This window comes from Bacillus sp. 41-22, assembly GCF_025809295.1.
In the GTDB taxonomy this organism is placed as follows: domain Bacteria; phylum Bacillota; class Bacilli; order Bacillales; family Bacillaceae_G; genus Bacillus_A; species Bacillus_A mycoides.
This window is the reverse complement of sequence record NZ_CP084035.1, coordinates 1,904,651-1,923,497: the sequence shown is the minus strand read 5'-3', so window position 1 is coordinate 1,923,497 and position 18,847 is coordinate 1,904,651. Positions and strand designations below refer to the sequence as shown.

The 18,847-nt window shown below is 34.3% G+C and carries 19 protein-coding genes; 4 read left to right on the top strand and 15 right to left on the bottom strand.

Annotation, left to right across the window (positions count from 1 at the left end; genetic code table 11):
- Window positions 1–19 precede the first annotated feature (19 nt).
- Window positions 20–1,900 (bottom strand): FtsX-like permease family protein, encoded by a 1,881-nt coding sequence (locus tag LCF45_RS09855; RefSeq protein ID WP_263894778.1) that lies wholly within the window; start codon window positions 1,898–1,900, stop codon window positions 20–22.
- A gap of 270 nt (window positions 1,901–2,170) precedes the next feature.
- On the opposite strand from LCF45_RS09855, the gene nadE reads away from it, so the two are divergent.
- Window positions 2,171–2,989, top strand: coding sequence for an ammonia-dependent NAD(+) synthetase (gene nadE / locus LCF45_RS09850; protein WP_002012398.1), 819 nt, complete (start codon window positions 2,171–2,173; stop codon window positions 2,987–2,989).
- Window positions 2,990–3,033: 44 nt separating this feature from the next.
- Here the strand turns inward: nadE and LCF45_RS09845 are convergent, their stop codons facing one another.
- The 4 genes from LCF45_RS09845 to LCF45_RS09830 form a co-directional block, all read right to left on the bottom strand.
- Window positions 3,034–3,495: an NUDIX hydrolase gene (locus tag LCF45_RS09845; RefSeq protein WP_002130989.1), complete on the bottom strand. Its 462-nt coding sequence runs from the start codon at window positions 3,493–3,495 to the stop codon at window positions 3,034–3,036.
- Window positions 3,496–3,522: 27 nt separating this feature from the next.
- The gene (locus LCF45_RS09840; RefSeq protein WP_002064945.1) at window positions 3,523–3,723 is read right to left on the bottom strand and encodes a DUF4083 domain-containing protein; all 201 of its coding nucleotides are present in this window, start codon (window positions 3,721–3,723) and stop codon (window positions 3,523–3,525) included.
- 109 nt (window positions 3,724–3,832) lie between these two features.
- Entirely contained in the window at window positions 3,833–4,993 is a 1,161-nt protein-coding gene (locus tag LCF45_RS09835) for a transglutaminase domain-containing protein (protein ID WP_263894777.1), read from the bottom strand.
- Window positions 4,994–5,140: 147 nt separating this feature from the next.
- Complete coding sequence (locus LCF45_RS09830) at window positions 5,141–5,893, bottom strand: YwqG family protein (RefSeq protein ID WP_002126958.1); 753 nt, start codon at window positions 5,891–5,893, stop codon at window positions 5,141–5,143.
- A 224-nt stretch (window positions 5,894–6,117) separates the two neighbouring features.
- Between LCF45_RS09830 and LCF45_RS09825 the strand changes: the two genes are divergently transcribed.
- Window positions 6,118–6,276, top strand: a complete 159-nt coding sequence (locus tag LCF45_RS09825; protein WP_263894776.1) for a YjcZ family sporulation protein — start codon at window positions 6,118–6,120, stop codon at window positions 6,274–6,276.
- A gap of 82 nt (window positions 6,277–6,358) precedes the next feature.
- On the top strand, window positions 6,359–7,324 hold the full coding sequence (locus LCF45_RS09820; RefSeq protein ID WP_263894775.1) for a patatin-like phospholipase family protein: 966 nt from the start codon (window positions 6,359–6,361) through the stop codon (window positions 7,322–7,324).
- A 105-nt stretch (window positions 7,325–7,429) separates the two neighbouring features.
- On the opposite strand, the gene LCF45_RS09815 is transcribed toward LCF45_RS09820, so the two are convergent.
- Together LCF45_RS09815 and LCF45_RS09810 are read right to left on the bottom strand one after the other, a co-directional pair.
- Window positions 7,430–7,597 carry a DUF3933 family protein gene (locus tag LCF45_RS09815; protein ID WP_000816387.1) on the bottom strand — a complete coding sequence of 56 codons (168 nt, stop codon included), beginning with the start codon at window positions 7,595–7,597 and terminating at the stop codon, window positions 7,430–7,432.
- 12 nt (window positions 7,598–7,609) lie between these two features.
- Window positions 7,610–9,052 carry an aminotransferase-like domain-containing protein gene (locus LCF45_RS09810; RefSeq protein ID WP_263894774.1) on the bottom strand — a complete coding sequence of 481 codons (1,443 nt, stop codon included), beginning with the start codon at window positions 9,050–9,052 and terminating at the stop codon, window positions 7,610–7,612.
- 122 nt (window positions 9,053–9,174) lie between these two features.
- Here LCF45_RS09810 and LCF45_RS09805 point away from each other — a divergent pair, with 122 nt between their 5' ends.
- The gene (locus tag LCF45_RS09805; protein ID WP_087962724.1) at window positions 9,175–9,792 is read left to right on the top strand and encodes a LysE/ArgO family amino acid transporter; all 618 of its coding nucleotides are present in this window, start codon (window positions 9,175–9,177) and stop codon (window positions 9,790–9,792) included.
- 48 nt (window positions 9,793–9,840) lie between these two features.
- On the opposite strand, the gene LCF45_RS09800 is transcribed toward LCF45_RS09805, so the two are convergent.
- The 8 genes from LCF45_RS09800 to LCF45_RS09765 form a co-directional block, all read right to left on the bottom strand.
- Complete coding sequence (locus LCF45_RS09800; RefSeq protein WP_080684102.1) at window positions 9,841–11,091, bottom strand: MFS transporter; 1,251 nt, start codon at window positions 11,089–11,091, stop codon at window positions 9,841–9,843.
- A 217-nt stretch (window positions 11,092–11,308) separates the two neighbouring features.
- Window positions 11,309–11,515, bottom strand: a complete 207-nt coding sequence (locus LCF45_RS09795; protein ID WP_000113539.1) for an alpha/beta-type small acid-soluble spore protein — start codon at window positions 11,513–11,515, stop codon at window positions 11,309–11,311.
- Window positions 11,516–11,637: 122 nt separating this feature from the next.
- A complete protein-coding gene (locus LCF45_RS09790) occupies window positions 11,638–12,480 on the bottom strand; it encodes a sugar phosphate isomerase/epimerase family protein (protein WP_002126948.1) in 843 nt (280 codons plus the stop codon).
- A 14-nt stretch (window positions 12,481–12,494) separates the two neighbouring features.
- Window positions 12,495–13,499 (bottom strand): DUF6005 family protein, encoded by a 1,005-nt coding sequence (locus LCF45_RS09785; protein ID WP_002126945.1) that lies wholly within the window; start codon window positions 13,497–13,499, stop codon window positions 12,495–12,497.
- Between the two features lie 24 nt (window positions 13,500–13,523).
- Complete coding sequence (gene asbD, locus LCF45_RS09780; protein WP_002064932.1) at window positions 13,524–13,799, bottom strand: petrobactin biosynthesis protein AsbD; 276 nt, start codon at window positions 13,797–13,799, stop codon at window positions 13,524–13,526.
- Window positions 13,796–15,034 (bottom strand): AMP-binding protein, encoded by a 1,239-nt coding sequence (locus LCF45_RS09775; protein ID WP_002126944.1) that lies wholly within the window; start codon window positions 15,032–15,034, stop codon window positions 13,796–13,798. Before LCF45_RS09775 ends, asbD begins: the two co-directional genes overlap by 4 nt.
- The gene (locus tag LCF45_RS09770) at window positions 15,021–16,862 is read right to left on the bottom strand and encodes an IucA/IucC family protein (RefSeq protein WP_002012378.1); all 1,842 of its coding nucleotides are present in this window, start codon (window positions 16,860–16,862) and stop codon (window positions 15,021–15,023) included. The genes LCF45_RS09775 and LCF45_RS09770 overlap by 14 nt, the downstream gene beginning before the upstream one ends.
- A 67-nt stretch (window positions 16,863–16,929) precedes the next feature.
- Window positions 16,930–18,738, bottom strand: coding sequence for an IucA/IucC family protein (locus LCF45_RS09765; RefSeq protein ID WP_002012377.1), 1,809 nt, complete (start codon window positions 18,736–18,738; stop codon window positions 16,930–16,932).
- Between the last annotated feature and the right edge of the window lie 109 nt (window positions 18,739–18,847).

Genomic DNA, 18,847 nt, shown 5'->3' with positions numbered 1-18,847 from the left:
AAAAGTTAAAAAAACACATTTAACGAATATTCAATCTTTCTTTCAATTGTTTTAAATAACGCGATCGTATAATTAAGAAGTATACAACTTGAATACCTACGAAAATACTTAATACAATTGTATTTTCTTTAAACAGTGAGTACTCAAACATTTGTCCTAACGCAGTTAATGCTACTGCCCCGTGTAATGTTGCAACTCCAACTGGAACGAAGAATAAAAGCGCTAAGCGGATTGTGACTACTTTCGATAATTCCCCTCTCGTCAATCCAACTTTTCGAATCATTTCAAATAAACGAGTATCGTCCTCCAAATCTGAAAATAAACGGAAGTAAAGGAAGCTTCCTGCACAAACGAAAAATACAATACCAATAAAGAAACCTACAAATAAAATGGGTCCTGCGATTTGTAGACTTTGATTTTGATCGTACTCTTCTGCACTAAACGTTGAATGTTCTTGATAAGGCTTAATCTGATTCGTAAGCTCTTTACCAACCTCAATTTCATCTTTAGCGGATTGTGTTTTATACATATAATCTTTTTCTTCTTTAAATCCATCTTGTAATGAATCATATTGATTTTTAGAGATTACATACACATTACCTCTTAGTATTTTACTTAATGAAGAAGTATTAACTTTTTTCACATTTAAAGGTTCATTCATATTTGGTAAAGTAATTTCTTTTCTTTCTTTCATCGGTGGTCCGGGTATTTCGACTGACAAAAATAAAGCCTCTTTATTTGATACAGTATTAAATGGTTCTCCTGTTAACTTTGCATATTCTTTATAATCTGATTCTTTTATAAAAATGGCGCTTATTAACGACTGCTCCTCCGTTTTCTTCGATGAAATATTTATTTTTGAAGCTGCTATATTATGTTTCTTTAATCCTTCGTCAATGATTTTCAGATGCTGTGGCTCATTGCTATTACCTTGCTTAGACTGATAGTGAAACGCAATTGGTCTGTCCATAATTTCTTTCGTCATCGAAGCAAACCCAACCAATGTACCTATTGCTGAAAATGCTACTGTTGAAATAATCGTTACAATAAAGAACATTCTTGCGTTATCTCTCATACGGTATGCTAAATCTGACAAAGTAATAATATTTGTCTGTGTCCAATAGAAACGTTTACTTTTTTTACATAGTCTAATAATAAAGACGCTCAACTGCTTGTACAGCAAATACGTACCAATAATGACTACCGTTGTAACAGGAATCATCATTATAAATACCATTGCACCATGTGACATAAGAGCTCCTGCATAACCAGCACTAAGCAATACTACTGCTAATATAGAAGAAATTATAGATGCCTTCGGTTCTGGCTTCGCCTCTGCTGATCCTCTAAACAATTTCATAATTTTATTTTTACGAACCATTCCTGCACTAAACAATGAAATGATCATAAATAATACGAAAAACATAATACTCGTTACAACAATCGCTTTCATCGGTATGTAATAGGATAAAGAGATATCTAGTTTTAATATCATCGGAGCTACAAATATTAATATTCCTGAAAACAACATACCTGAAAGAATCCCAAAAATTATTGCCCCTATTCCAATCATTATATTTTCAAAGAAGATAAGACGCTTTAATTGATATTTCGTCATACCTAGCATCATTAAAATTCCTAGTTCACGCTTTCTCGTTTTTAAAAACATTCCCATTGAATATAAAATAAAGAAGAATGTAAATAAGTAAATAATAGACTGCGCAAAAGACATACTTACGAATACGTACTGTCCTAATTCTCCAGCACTTAATGCCGGATGAAACGCAAAAAATGAATACACAAAAAAGGCCATAATTGCAAATGCACTACTCAAAAAATAAGCTGAGTATGTTCGTCTATTTCGCGTTACATTTCGAAATGCGAGTTCTCTAATGTTCATACTACTTCTCCGCCCTTCTACTAACTATACTTTTATATTAGTAAAGTTCGGAAATACCTTCCATCGATTCAAATGACAAAAACCTTACATTATTGAAAGGTTTTAAACAATTGCTTATATAAAACAGTTTCATTATAATGACTACATTCATATTCATACACGCATCCTATTGTATATTCGTTAGTTTTGCGAAATAATAAAGGATAGAAGTATGTACCAATATACATATAAACTTATTTACCGCTTTAATATGAATAGGAGGAAAACATAATGACATTACAAGAACAAATTATGAAAGCATTACATGTTCAGCCTGTAATTGATCCGAAAGTAGAAATTCGTAAACGAATTGATTTCTTAAAAGCTTATTTAAAAACTACAGGTGCAAAAGGATTTGTACTTGGAATTAGCGGCGGACAAGACTCTACACTGGCAGGACGTTTAGCACAGCTTGCAGTCGAAGAAGTTCGTAATGAAGGTGGTAACGCAACGTTTATCTCCGTACGTCTTCCATACAAAGTACAAAAAGATGAAGATGATGCACAATTAGCATTACAATTTATTCAAGCTGATCAGTCTGTTGCTTTTGATATCGCTTCAACTGTTGATTCCTTCTCAAATCAATACGAAAACTTATTAGGTGAATCATTAACAGATTTCAATAAAGGAAACGTAAAAGCACGCATTCGCATGGTTACACAATACGCAATCGGCGGACAACAAGGGCTACTCGTTATCGGAACTGATCATGCTGCTGAAGCTGTAACAGGTTTCTTCACAAAATTCGGAGATGGCGGTGCAGATTTATTACCATTAACGGGATTAACGAAACGCCAAGGACGTGATTTATTACAAGAATTAGGTGCAGACGAGCGACTTTACTTAAAAATGCCAACAGCTGATTTATTAGATGAAAAACCAGGTCAAGCTGATGAAACAGAGCTAGGCATTACTTACGATCAATTAGATGACTATTTAGAAGGTAAATCCGTTCCAGCTGACGTTGCTGAAAAGATCGAGAAGCGTTACAAAGTGAGTGAACATAAAAGACAAGTACCAGCGTCAATGTTTGATGATTGGTGGAAATAGAACATAAAAAAGAAGCTAATCTCATTTAGCTTCTTTTTTATACGTTAACGATATACCCCTACTCTTTTCTCTAATAAATCCTGCAAGCAATCTTCATGTTGTTTATTAAACAATGGTGGCATTTTGTCTAAAGGGAAAAACTGCAAATCTAACGTTTCATCACCGTCTATTTTTGTATTCCCTCCAACGATTGAAAACTTAAAGAATATTACAATTGCCTGTGCCTGATCTCCATTCGGATATGCTTGAAAATATTTCGTATACACACCAATGAGCTCATCAATTTCCACATCATATCCTGTTTCTTCTTTTATTTCTCGAATCGCAGTTTCTGCCGCAGATTCCCCGATCTCCATTGCACCGCCTGGAAATCCCCAAGCATTAAAGTCTCCTCTTTTTTGCAGAAGCACTTCACCAAATTCATTAAATACACAACCTCCTGCAAAATTCAAAATAACATAATCATGCCCTATTTTTTCACGTAATTCCTTTATATAATTCGCCATCTGCTTCTCCTTTTTATCCATCTTCCATTATTCTTTTTTATCTTTTTCAAGCAATTCAATAATCCGATCTAACTTCTGATTCATATTAATCACATGTTGTTTTTTCATAGTGTTTTTTTGCAATAATCTTTTAATGAACAGAGTAAATGATACAAAAAACAAAACGATAAGCCCGATTACTAGACAAAAATATATCAATGCAAATATATTATTTTCGAACAAATTCATTCAGCTATCACATCCTCTATTTTCAATTATTTTATCACGCAATTCTAAATAGTCAACGATATTATAAATCAAACACAAAAAGAGCACCTTTTAAAGATGCTCTTTTTCATTAATACGTAAATGTAATTGTCGCTAATGAATAACCTGCCATTGCACTATATGGCGCAACTTGATAAGATACACGCTTTGCACCTTTTGGCCAAGCTATTTCATCTAGTACTTTCTTTATATCTTGCATCGTTCCATCCATTGACTGCTTATATCGTACTTCTACTTTTTCTGGCTTGGAAGCAAATTGTTGCTGTAATTTTTTCTTAAACTCATTGTAATTTTCCGCTCCGCATTGTGCAGATAGATACTTTAAATTTGTTTCTTTTAACATTTGTTCATATACAGCAGTTTTTGAACTACCGGCTTTTATTTTGCTTGTTAATTCGTTGAAGTAGCTTGTAGTTGCCGCTGGATATTCACTACGATCCCATTCATGGTCTTTGCTTAATTGTTCATCAGACATATTAAAATATGAATATGTTACGCGCCCAGCTTTATCAGGAACTGGATCATCGAATGTAGTATCAAGGTGGTACCACTTGTTATCAATGTTCACTAAATTCCATGCGTGAGCTTGTCCATTCCCTGTACCTGTTACAATATGATTTTGAATACCTGCTTCTTTTAGTAATTGATATGTTAACAATGTATATCCTTGGCAAACGGCAGAACGATTCGCTAACGCTTCATACGCTGTATATGCTTGATAAGAAGTATCATATGATACTTCTTTCACAACATAATCATGAATAGCTTTCACTTTTTCATGTTCATCCATGCCTTGTTTAATGATAGAATTTACAATTGCTTTCGCCTGAGACTTTACATACTGTGTTTGCTCTTTTGATTCACGATACTTCACTTGTAATGTAAATGTATAATTCCCTGGCATCCCTTTTATAGAATATTTAGTAGACGCTACATTATATTTTACATACTCATCAGCATCTACAATTTTATTAAACTCGCCATACAATTGGTCCATAATATTTCTAGCATTTCTATCTTTTGTTTTATATGTGATTGTAATATTTTCTTCTCTATTATCAATCTGTTTTTTTAATTCTTTTCTGAAATCATTTAACAACTTTGCATCTGATTGTGTTGTCACTGTAGTCGGATTCGTAGCCGCATAAGATACAGCTGACGCCTGTAAGCCTCCCATTACTATAGTTGAACAAAGTGCGGCAGCTGTCACATACTTACTTGTCTTTCTCATCTTGTCACTCCTTACATTCTATAACTATACAAAAAAGTATCGTATAGTTTCAGAGTATACAATATTTTTTAAAATAGGTCATATGAGATTATGCATATTTAACATTTTTAAAAGGGTTGTTCTTTTAGAAAAAGAACAACCCTTTTTTTAGCAAGTTTGCAACACACAGCATGTATTTTCAAAATGGCGATTTTTCAAGTCTTCATTTCCAATACAGAAATAAAGCATCCCTAAATCTCCCCACATCATATTACAATTTTTAGTATCTGAATCAATTTGGAATAAGAGCGTCATATGCTGTGGATCTATCCCCATATATTGTCCAGTCTCGTACAATACCTCATCTTGTACAGAGAATGGTTCTCCAAACATTTGATGATTATCATAGTTGTCTGGGATTAGCTCTTCAAGTAATTGCAAGAAACGATCTGAATCCGCCTCATCTTCAATGAAAAGCTCTGGCAATTTATATGTCAGTTCAAAATTAATTGCACACTGGTTATATTTCGCTTGTATTTCATCTGCTCTACGTAATTGCTCTACAGGGATATTATAATAAAGTACACGTCCAGCTTCGGTTGGATCCACATCTTCTTCAAAGTAATTTTCAATACTAAAGAAATATAACATCCCTGTCTTAGGAAGATTGTGATCCATACCAACGTTTTGTAAATCACTTAAATTAAATTGTGCGATAAAACGTAACGGATTCTCTTTGTATGTTGGATATTCAAATGTATTTGGCAAATCAGGAACTCCGCCCATTTTCGAACTGCCTATCGTAATTATTTCCTGTTGTTTTGGCACAACTTTTACACAAGGAAATACAGTATTAATAAGTTCCTGTTTCAAATGTGTTAGTTCATATTTATCAATTAATATTTCAATTTTCTTTTCCATAAATTCTCCTTACATTTACATACTTATTTGTATCATAGCACAAAGATTATACTCCATTCATTGTAAAATCAACAAGCCCTCCAAAAAACGGGCTTATCCCTCGTACGCGAACAAGTTTAAAAAAGCATAGTATACATTGTTCCTACAAACACGATAGTTCTTTATTTCTTCCAGTACATTTTCCCCTCGTTCATTTTTATTTTTAATTTAAGGAGGAATTCCACATGGGTTACGGATATAGTTGCGGCGGCTACGGCGGTGGTAACGGTTACGGCGGTAGTTGTGGTGGATGTGGTTATGGAGGTTTCGCTTTATTAATCGTTTTATTTATCCTTCTAATCATCATCGGCGCTAGCTGTTGGGGCGGCTTTGTAGGCTGCTAGTAAACTTAAAAACTATTGTAAAAAAGCACGTACAATACGTGCTTTTTTTCCATTTTCATTTTTTAGAAAGGAAGTATGTTCAATGAAAATTGATGGTGTTTTTGAAGGAGGCGGTGTACGCGGAATTGCGCATGTGGGGGCAATTTGCGCGTTAGCCGAAAAAGGATATGAATGGGAGCGCGTAGCTGGAACATCAGCCGGCGCTATTATTGCGGCTCTTCTAGCAGCAGGATATTCTTGTTCCGAATTAAAAACGATTGTAACAGACATTGATTATGAAAAATTCACTAAAAAAACTTTTCTTGATAGAATCCCCTTTATTCGTAAAGGATTAAGCGCTTGGTCTACTCTAGGTATTTATTCAAATGTATTTCTCGAAGAATGGCTAGAAGACCTGCTTAGAAAAAAAGGAATTCATTTGTTTACAGACTTACCCGATTTGAATAAACTCAAAATTATTGCTTCAGATATAAGCAATGGTAAAATGGTTATTTTTCCCGATGACTTACCAAACTACGGATTTTTAAATTATCGCTTCTCTATCGCTAAAGCAGTAAGAATGAGTAGTACAATCCCTTTCTTCTTTGAGCCAGTAAAATGGAGAACACCAAAATGGAAGCAGCCTTGTTATATGGTTGACGGCGGTATTTTAAGTAATTACCCAATTTGGATTTTCGATTCACCGACTTCTCCTCGCTGGCCTACCTTTGGATTTCATTTTGTAAAAGATGAGATTCAAGCTGATCCCGCCCACTATGACGAACCTATTTCCATGTTCAAAGGATTATTTAAAACGATGATGCAAGCTCATGATTTACGGCATTTAGATAAAGAATCAAAGGCTAGAACTATTACAATTCCAACAGGGACGATTACAAGTACAAATTTTGAGTTAACGAAAGAAGAAAAAGAATGGCTGTACAATTCTGGTTATAACTCCGCAAATAAATTTTTACAATCTTGGAACTTCAGACAATATGTTGATGAATATAGAAATGGAAATCAAGATCGCAAAACCAATCGATTTTTCCGTCAACTTGACTCATAATACTTTTATTTTCATACGAGAAGACTTGACGCTTTAATAGTAAATAAGCCTAGTAATTTCATATATTACTAGGCTTATTTATCTCCTACGTACCACACACATTACTTAAGGATAAGTTAACCCTTCAGCTTCTTCCGCGGTAATTACTATGTAACGGTTTCCGGTTCTTAATCCTAACAGTTCTGCTTTTTCAATTGCATCCTGTTTTGTTTCCGCATAAGCAGCTAAATACTTATCTCCATCAATCATTTGGCAAATCACATATTGTTTCATGTTTTTCTCCTTTTACCCTTTAATTAATTGCGCGATCTTTTTTATTCCAACTTCAATTTCTTCTACAGTTGCATAGGAATAAGAAAGACGTAAAAATTGGTTAGCACTTCTATCATACAAAGTGCCTGGGTTTAATAAAATCTTTTCTTGTAAAGCTTTGTCAAATAAACTACGATTCGAGATTGGTAGATTTATATGTAGCCAAATGTAAAAGCTTCCTACTGGCTCATGCCAAGTTGCAATGCCACTACAATACTTTTCTAACATACTTATCATAAAATCTCTACGTTTTTTCAATTCACTTCTTACAAACTGTAAATGTTCATCATACAATCCATTTTCGAACCACTCCGCTGCAATCTGCTGGGATATAGAACTTGAACCATAATCAGTTTGCATTTTTATATCTGCTAATCTTTGAATAACGGATTCTGATCCAACAACCCACCCAATTCTTAAACCAGGACTAATGACTTTGGACATACTTCCAATATGTAGCACGATCCCATTTTTATCATATGCCTTTAAAGGTTTTGAAACTGGTGCATCGAACCCTAAATCTTGATATACCGCGTCCTCAATAATAGGTAATCCAATTTCATTACATATCTCCATCACTTCTTCCCTCTTCTTAGCGTTCATACTAAAATTGGTCGGATTATGAAAAGATGGGATTGTATATAAAATAGATGCGTTAAATTGTTTCTTATATCTTGTAATGTATGAAGTATTTATACCATTCTCATTCATTGGTATTCCAATCAAGCGCATTCCTGCTGATTGAAATACATTAAGCGAATATAAATATGATGGTTTTTCTAATAAAATTGACGCTCCTTTCGGAAGAAGCCCCATAGAAATAAGCTGCAATGCTTGAATTGCCCCTGAAACAATTAAAATAGAGTCAGGAGATACATATACCCCATGCCCTTTTAAATATTCCGCAATTTTTTCTCTTAAATGGAGATTCCCTTTCGGTTCCTCATACCCAAGTGGAACATTTGATTGTAAAATTTTATTAATAATACCCTTCATCTTTTTCTCAGGCAAGAGACTCGGTGAAAGTTCACCTGTTCCTAATCGAATTACATTGGGAGTAAATTCAGCTTGATTAATCTCTTGTACAGCAGGAAGATTCGGATAATGAAGTCCTGTTTCTACGTAAGACTGCCAGTTTGGAGGCGGGGCATATGTTGAAGTATTCTCACTATTTTTTATAACAATTGTTCCCTTCCGTCCATTCCCCTCAATATACCCTTTTGCTATTAACTCATCGAAAGCCATTACAATTGTACTTCGGTTCACTTCAAACGCATGCGCCAAAGCTCTTTGTGAAGGTAATTTAGTTCCAATTGTCCATTCCCCATTAACAATTCTCTCTTTTATATAAGATTCTATTTGTTTATACAAAGGAATAGATGAAGACATATTAGGTTTCCAAACGAGCCTTTCCATTATATCACCTCACATATTTTATGGTTGGTAACCTATCCAACCATATGGATGGGTACAAATTTTCATTTCTTCTATACAATATAGACTATCATAATTAATCAAATTAAGTAGGAGGTAATCTGATGAGTGAAGCAATTATTCACGGTATCATCCTTGCATTTGGTCTTATCATTCCATTAGGTGTCCAAAATGTTTTCGTCTTTAACCAAGGCGCTAGTCAACCAAATATTTGGCGAGCTTCTCCTGTAGTCTTGACTGCATCTATATGTGATACATTATTAATATTAATTGCTGTACAAGGTGTTTCCCTTGTACTCCTTACTTTTTCTTGGTTAACAACTACTCTGTATATGATTGGATTTTTCTTTCTTATGTATATGGGGTGGGTTATTTGGAAAAGTAATCCTTCAAATGATGTAAATCAAGAAAAAAGAATGCCTTTAAAAAATCAAATTATTTTCGCCGCATCGGTTTCATTACTAAATCCACACGCAATTTTAGATACAATAGGTGTAATCGGAACAAACTCTATACAGTACATAGGAAGTGAGAAATGGGCTTTCACTTTTGCAACAATTATAGTTTCTTGGATTTGGTTTATTAGTTTAGCTTTTGCCGGGAAATTTCTAAAAGGATTAGACTCAACAGGGAAAACGATCACAATATTAAATAAATTTTCAGGGCTAATCATATGGGGAGTCGCACTTTATATGTTAAAACAAGTTATTTTCCCTAACTAAATTAAGAAGATTGCATGCTAATTACACATCATGCAATCCTCTTTCAAATTATGCAGTCGGTTCAGGCTTCTGCTTTATTTCCATTTCATCTTTTGCCGGCTTAATCCAAATTATCGCTATGACAGCACCAATAGCAGCGAAGATGCTTGTTAAATAAAACACTTCATGGTCTGCCCCTTTCATAAAAAAAGAATACAGGGGTGGTCCAGCTGCTACACCGATAAATCGCATTGAACTATAAAATGACGTAACTGTCCCCCTCTGCTCTTTTTCAATCCCTTGTGTAATAAGAGCATCTAGACATGGTAACGCCATACCAATTCCTCCCCCCATAATAACGAGACAAAGAAGTAGCAAATAGATTCCTTTTAGAAATAAAGGTAAGAAGACAGATGCAGCAGCCAGTAAAAATCCAATATAGATACACTTTTTCATAATATCTTGTTTATCTCCAATTTTTTTACCAGCCATATATGAGCTAAGTGATAGTACAAGTAAAGGAATAGCGAGTACACACCCTTTCCATATACCATGAATATCGTACTTCGACTCCAGTATAGTTGACAGATAAAAAAGTATTCCGAATAAAATAAGCATAATAATTGCACCTAGTATAAAAATGGCAATTAACCATCTTCCCTTTTCTCGAAACGTAGAGATAATAGATTGAATAAATTCTTTAAGTGGTAGGACTTCTTCTTCTTGTTTCTTCGCCTTTACTAGTACCAGTAGTAAAACAATCGATATTACACATAAAACTGGAATCGCCCAAAATGGTAAGAACCATACAATAGCTGCAAGAGCTGATCCTAATATGGGACTCAATACTTTTCCAAATGTATTTGACGTCTCAATGATTCCTAAACCTGCACTAACCTGTTTTTCATCTTTGTATAAATCACCGACACATGGTATGACAACTGGCATAGCACCAGCAGCACCTATCCCTTGAATTGCTCTTCCGATAAGAATCCAAACATAAGGGTTATCAACTTTCCATGATACCCATCCCGTTATCGCTCCTCCAATAGCTGCAATTAATAAACTTGGAACCATTACCATCTTTCGTCCCCATCTATCTGATAAATAACCAGCAATCGGTATAAGTATAATTGCAATGATAGAATAAATTGTAATTATCATGGATACTTGGAAAGATGAAATATGTAATTTCTTTTCAATGGTTGGCAGGATTGGAATAAGCATTGAATTACCTAGCGTCATAACAAGTGGAACTGATGCAAGTGCAATTAAACAACAGTTTTCTTTTTTTAACATGTTGATTTCGGAACCTTTCATCATATATTTCTTACCATATAATAGCCCTGCTGGAAATTATGTTTACATTCCACCAGGGCTATTTCATCTTTACTACTTTCCATTTACAACAAAAGAAATTGGATAAAATATAGCATTACTCCTATTCTTTGAATCCTGTTCACAATATATCCATACCAATTAATTGAAAATAAAAAAGAAAGGAAGAATCCTTCCTTTCTCCTATAACCTTCTACATTTAGCGAGTATATCCGCCACCAAGCTGTTGTTCTGCCATTGCTACAAGGCGTTTTGTAATTTCACCGCCTACAGAACCGTTTGCACGTGAAGAAGTATCAGCTCCAAGCTGTACACCAAACTCTTGTGCAATTTCATATTTCATTTGATCTAGAGCTGCTTGTGCTCCATGTGATGCTAATTGATTAGCGTTACGATTTCTAGCCATTACCGATCACCTCCTTATATATATTAAACTGTATCAAATCCGAAATTAAATACATGGTAATTTTTGGTTATTGATAAAATAAAAAAAGAGTCTCCTAAACGAGACTCTTTCATCATTTCACCTTATGAACTTACTACTTCTAATTTTCTATTCGTTAATGCTTTCATTTCTTCTTTCAATATATCTTTCGCATTATGCCCAAACCATTCAAGCGAAGCAAAATGATCAGTATCTCTCACTTCCCGGATGATTTCATCATAGTTTACAATACCTTCAAATAATGGAACCATTCCTATACGACTTCCAGCAGCGGCATATACATTATTTGGTTCAAACACGTGTAAATACTCCGCTGATGATATATTCTTAAAATGGTAATGTTGTATCCACGGCTTTAATCGATGAAAACTATCTACAGGGTCTGCACCAGACTCCCATATATGAAGAAAATCAAGGTTTATTTTTAAATATGGATGATTTACTTCTTCTAACAATTTCAAAGTAGACGGCAAAGTATCCGTTAACGTATTTGGATGTGTTTCTAATAGTATATACATATTATGCGGAGCAAATAGATCACAAATCATGCGAATTCGCTCCACATACTCTTTTCTCTCTTGTTCCGAGAAATCCTCACTACCTTTTTGCCCGGCAAACGTACGAATTTTATTTGTATTAAACCAATTAGCTAGTGTTACCAGCTGTTCACATTTTTCCATCGTTTTTTGAAAATCCGCTAATAATGATATGTCCAAGTAATCACTTATCATCGTAACTTCTAAATTTTTATCCTTTAAATAATCTATTTCTCGTTCTGTCGTTTCACGCTCTTGCATATATAAATTTTGTGCATGGGTCCCCCACAACTCAATTCCTTCAAAACCGTTTTCGTATGCAAATTGAACAATATCAGTAAATGAAATTAGTTGATGGCGAAATGAAATTGTACATAGCGAATATTTCATTGGTTTGAACTCCCTTATCTTAAATTCAATGAACTTGTATTAGTTAAGAAAGACTGATTTGTTATCATTTCTTTCCATAACAGAAACTGTTTCTCTAGTTCATCCTTAATTTGCAGTTCAATTGTATTCATTTCATCAAGTTTCTCAACAATTGGTAATAACATATCTTTATTATTTGTCATTGCCATTTTAATAGCACGGTACTGTACATTTGTAAATCCTTGTACAATGTCTTCCACTCGATCACACCAATAATCAAATTCTTGCTCCGAATATTGTAAAGTTTCACGGAAGTATGCAAAGGCATGTTCATAGCTATATTTACGTATTGCCAATACGGGTATTTGCTTTACTGCCGTTACGAGCCCGGAAAGTGAATACCCATCCTCTTCATTTACCATTTTTATTATTAATTTTTTTAATTCCATTGTTAGTTCATTATCATCTTTTTTGAATGTTTCCATGAAATAACTTTCTACCATCTCTTGTGTTGGCTCCTGAATTCCTTCTATATCAATGAAATAGCCTCCACCAAATGGGTTGTCTTTAACAGAATGGAGCACTTTTTCTCTTTCCATATTCCCTTCCCAGCGAAAATCAGGATCAAGCATGAACCATTCATCTTCTTTCTCTGTCTTCGATATCATTAAGTAATGCGGAAACGGTTTTTGATGAAACTTATTTTCTCTCTCAGGCAATAAAGACATATCAACCATTACAATTACGTAACGATTTTCTGGCTTATTTTCTACTAATTCTAAAAATGTTTCTACATTGCTACTTTTATCTTTTGAATGATCGTACCATTCGTTCACTTTAATGCCATACAATTTTTCATACCAAAGTAAGTAGTTATCATGATTAATGTTTTCGGAATGATAAGAAATAATCCCGCCTTCTGTTATATCAAAATCTCCATCCCATAATCCGAAATAAAATGGACGGAAATCTATATCGCTACGCCTTTTTATAATTTCACAAAAACAACTCACTAAACAGTGAACTTTAATTGAAGTCATACTCTCATCCACTTTCCTAAAAGGTTAGTTATTCACATTTATTTCGTGTAACGGCTGTAACTCTTCCATAAAGTCAAGCAAAGATCCTACAGTAAGAAACGCCTTTGGGTCTATCTCATCCTCTGGAACGCATAGCTTTAAATCCATTTCTATGTATACTATAAGCTGTAACATCATTACCGAATCTATATATAAATCTTGATTTAAACGCATCGTTTCTTCTAAATGCGTTACATTTTTCAGTTCCATTTTTTCTCTCATAATACTTAAAACTGCTTCTTTTAACATTTCACGACTCATGTTGTTATCTCTCCCATCTCTAATAACTTCCGACTTACTTTCCCTGTTTTATTTTTCGGAATCTCTGCTACATTTTCAATTTCATGTGGCACTTTATAAGACGGTAAATGCTGTATGCACCATTCTCGTATTTGTACTGGTTCAATACGAGAGACTACTTTCGCTTTTACTATTTCTCCCATCACAGGATGCTTGCCCCGGTATACAATCGCCTCCTGAATACCTTCTAATCGAAGCATCGTTTCTTCCACTTCTATAGGAAATACCTTTAGACCGGACACATTAATAACATCATCTATTCGCCCCATGAAATGAATGCCTTGCTCAGATCTATAACCTAAATCTTTTGTATAAATCTCCTTTTCAGCAATTTTCACTACGATTTCTTCAGGTTCATCTTCATTTGAACCTATGTTAATACTTACATGAGGAAGTGGTTTTCCTAAATCCAAATGTGTTTCCATAGCATGACATATACTAATGCAACCAGCTTCAGAACAGCCGTACTGCTGCATCATGTATTTCGTCATGCCCTTTAACTTATAAAATAGCGTTTCTGGCAAAGGTGATCCTGATGTCATAATTTTATGAAACTGAAAAGTCCCTTGTGGAAAACTCCCCATAATATGTAACATAAGTGGTACTGCGTATATGATATGTTTTTCGGTATTACGAACTATATTTAACGCGAATTTAGGGTTTTTATTTGTAATGATTATAGGCTTACTACCTCTCGTAATTGCTGATAACGTGCCACAAATTAATCCGTATGAATGTGAAACTGGAGCCATTACAATTGGCACTTCGTCTTCTTCACATTTTAAAGCTTCATTGTAAGCAGCAATTTCTGTTTCAATTTCCGTCCATGCTCTACGAATCAGTTTTGGCTCTCCTGTTGTACCTGAACTATACTGCAATAAAGACGATTCTTCTTGTAATAGATTTGGAACTTCTAATTTTGTAAAGTCGTTACTTTCTCCGTATAAAAGTGCAGTACACTTTGCGCGCTTTGCCATTTCAATTGCTGTATCCTTTGGCGTATCTTCATGAATAAGTAGTACAGATGCTCTTTTTTCTTTTAGGAAAAACACAAGCGTAATAATATCGAATGGATCTTTCAGACAAAGTGCAAATCTATTTCCTTCTGCTTCTTGAAATTGTTCCACTCTCTCGTAACCTTGTAATCTCAATTCAAAATCATATTTGCTAAATTCTTGTTTATTAACGATTAGCATGATTTCCCCCTGTAACAACTGATTTTTGTATTGTAAGTTGCTTTGCTCTATACAATGGATTTGGAACTTCATGAACAAGCGATTCCACATCCATATATAAACGACGCTTCGTTAATTGCTCTGCATGAAATGTAGGTGCATATAATTGTAATGCTTCAAAACGTTCTTTCAAATGCGAAAATCTTTCAAAATGATCTTCTATTTCTTCAACAAGAATGATCCAAAATTGTTCCTCTTTCAACTGATACTCATCTGCCAGCACGAAAGCTAGTTCACCTAGATTGAATAGGAAAAGCGCATCTAAAACCATTTCTTGTAAACATTCAATACGGTCCATTTCAAAGAAATCATTCATTTGACCATTCGCATATGTTTTATGCATTTTAGTAAAGTCAGGACATTTTTCGAGTTCTTTCAAAAATGGACGATAAAACTCCAGTCCTTCATGAAAATCTTTTAGTGCAATACGGACTGGTATTCCCTCTTCATGAACTAAAATCATGTTTTGCCCATGTGATTCTAATGCGACTCCATGCTCTACAACGAGGTGTACAACTGGGATAATTGCTTTTTGAATAAGCAATTGTAACCAGCTTTCTACTCCATATCTCTTTAACCACAAATCAATAGTTGGTGTCCCATTTTTTCCCTTGGCATATAAACCGTTAAATGGGATTGCCTCTTCTTTCTTATCTAAATATTTGTGAACGCTTTCGCGCCAAATACATCCTAATGAGCCATACGTAGCTTTTTTATTCGCATCGTACGTAACACTCGAAAATTCATTTAACAAAATTAAACGCGATTCATCCCTTAAATAAGGGTCATGATTTACTATATCTTTTAACCAATTCGATATAGCAGGTGCACTCACAACCGAATGTGGTTTTAATGTACGGATAGTTGAAGTATTGAGTAAATTCATTGATAACTTTACATATGGTTTCTCTCGATTCGTAACATTTCTTAATGTCCGCATCGACTGCTGCGCGCAATAATCATCTTCTGATTTCCCTAAATAAATAATATATTTATCCTGTATATGGTCAGTATAATTCGGAATAATAAAGTTCTCCCACTGCCAAGGATGAACAGGTATAAACATGTACTTCTTCGAATCACAGTCCATTGTTCGAATACGATCCATATACTCTTCGATTTTCTTTTCACCAATTTCTTCTTTAAAGGTACAGTTATAACTCTCTTCACTTTCATATCCTACAGTCGTATATTTCTCATGAACTGCAATCCATATAATTTTCATTGATTGCATAAATTCAAATCCATATTGAAAATTATCACGATATTGAAACCCGATGCGTGCTTTATAACTAGGATGATACGGGTGTCCATCTATTAAATGACTTTCAAGCTCATCATAAGATTTCGCAAGATAGTCTTCTTCACAACTTCTCTCATATTGTGCAATCGTATCTTTGAAGATTGTTTGTTCTAATTCTTGAATAAAAGAATCCAATTTCGTTCGATCCACTTGAACAATCCGAAAAATCTCCTGTAAAAATTGTGAAACTGACTGTATTTCTTCTTCCTCATCTTGAACTCTCATTATTAATGAGTCATGTAAACAAATACGCCCAAATGTCATACGTTCTTGCCCATAGCATTGGTACATTACATTTTGATCCTTTTCATCAAGACCTTGTATAATAAAAAGTATTTGCTCTCCCTTTTGTATACGAATCGGCGTAATGATTTCTTCATAAATTAACGATTCTACTAATTGCCGGAATACTCTTCTTCTTACTGAAATGTACTCTTTTGATTGGAGTGCCTTCAATATTTTCATGTGATAAACTTCTTCTTTCATAAATCCCTCCGCTATAATACGGAATATCAAATTCCATTATTTGTATTACGTGAAATTTTAGCACTACTTATGAACGAACAGCCACTTCTCTAACGAGTGGATTATCTACTTGTACATAAATTGCTTGCTCTAAAGGATTTGTCAGTTCATCAACATCGAAAAATCTCGTTAGCAAATTTGCTTTACATGCCAATTTATTTTCTTCCAACAATTCACTTAAAAATGTAGAAGGTTCGCGGTTATATGGAAGGAACGCTTCAAGTACAGACCTTAATTCCGAAAGAAGAATTTCCTCCTTTATTAATCCTGCTGTACCAAAACCGTTAATTAGTCCAAACATATGATTAAAAATTAAATAGTAACGAAATCTTTCATCTACAATGTAATCGTCATATAAATTCCCAGTACGTTCGCCAATACCCGCTAGTTCATTATCTAGCACTGACTTCATTGAATTGCAGAAATAAAAACCTTGATTATCACGGAAGTAAAACTTAACTGGATAACCATCTTTCAATTGAACAACACTATTTTGTTGATGCGCTTCTAATGCAACGCCATAACGTAAATACATCCATACCATCGGCTTTAAAGAGATATTCATATATCGTCTAAACCACTCTAAACTTACTTCTTCACAGCTTCTACCTTCTAAATCCGCTAAGCGATGGATAATATTTGCTAAACGAGTTCTTTCACCCGGAATTGCATCTTGTACTAATCCAGCGATAAGCGTTGCATCATTTTCATTTTCACTATAAAATGTGTTTTCTCGAATAATCACTTCAAATCCAGACTCTTGTGCCCCGTATTTTAAAGTAATAAAGGCCGGATCACATATAAAATCAAATCCTGGAAACTTTTCTAGCACCTCTCCAATTTTAGTATTCAATATTTCCTTACCTTCAAGTCCACTCTCAAGTTCCTTCAATTTATTAATACGCATTGAATTCGTGACCTTTACAGGGAATGAAAACTTGAACATATACTTCGAATGAGGATGATATAGCGTTCTAAGTGATGATGTCGCCATATAACACTTACCTACTGGACCGATATATTCAAGTACACCTTGATTCATCCAATTTTGCACATAAGATTGATGTAATAGCCATTCTGCTTGTAGCGGATGGATTGGAATTAATGAATATTCATCTTCTTGACAGTACTCTTCAATAAATTCTTGACCTACCTTTTCATCGTTCTTTAATTCCTTTTTTATCATCGCCGTTGTAGAATCTTGTAACAATGACTTTTCACTTACTATACTTTTATGTGCCCTAAAATAGTGAAGTTGGCACTCCCCTTTTAATTCAGGAGAATACATTGAACTTTTCCAATCCAATATACCTTGTCTACTCTTTGGTGTAGGATGAGTTAAATGTCCAAATAATAAAGATTGCTCCGCCTCTATAAAAGTCGTATGGAAACCATATAATTCAGCTGTATCCTGCTCCCTTCCTTGTATAAACTTCTCAATATTTTGACAACTACAGATAACTCGAAGCATAAGTTCATCAGGATTCGTACCTTCTCCATAGTTAATAGACATTTCCTTTATTAAAAACATAATAACCGTAATATAATCTGCTTTAATAACATTTTTATTTTCGCCAATTTGGTAATAAAATTGTTCTCCAAATAGATGACGGTCCGTTGACGATTTATATATAACTTCCCCATACAAAGTAACGTTTTGTGCCGATAACCGACAGCATAAATAAGTGGGGATAGCGTCTCTTTGAAATGAATGGCAGAAAATATTTTCTATCCTTTTATCCTCCGTAATCCATTCTCCACTTCCTGTTTCTCTTAAATAACAATTTAAAAAGCTTTGTATTGTTGCATGTTCCGCGATTTGTTTCGCATGCTGCATACTGCTCCTCCTCTTTTAGACGAACACTATCATTTTTTCGTGAAACTTCTGACAGTTGAATTTTATTATCAACTATGATTTTAATTGATAATGATAATCATTTCAAGAT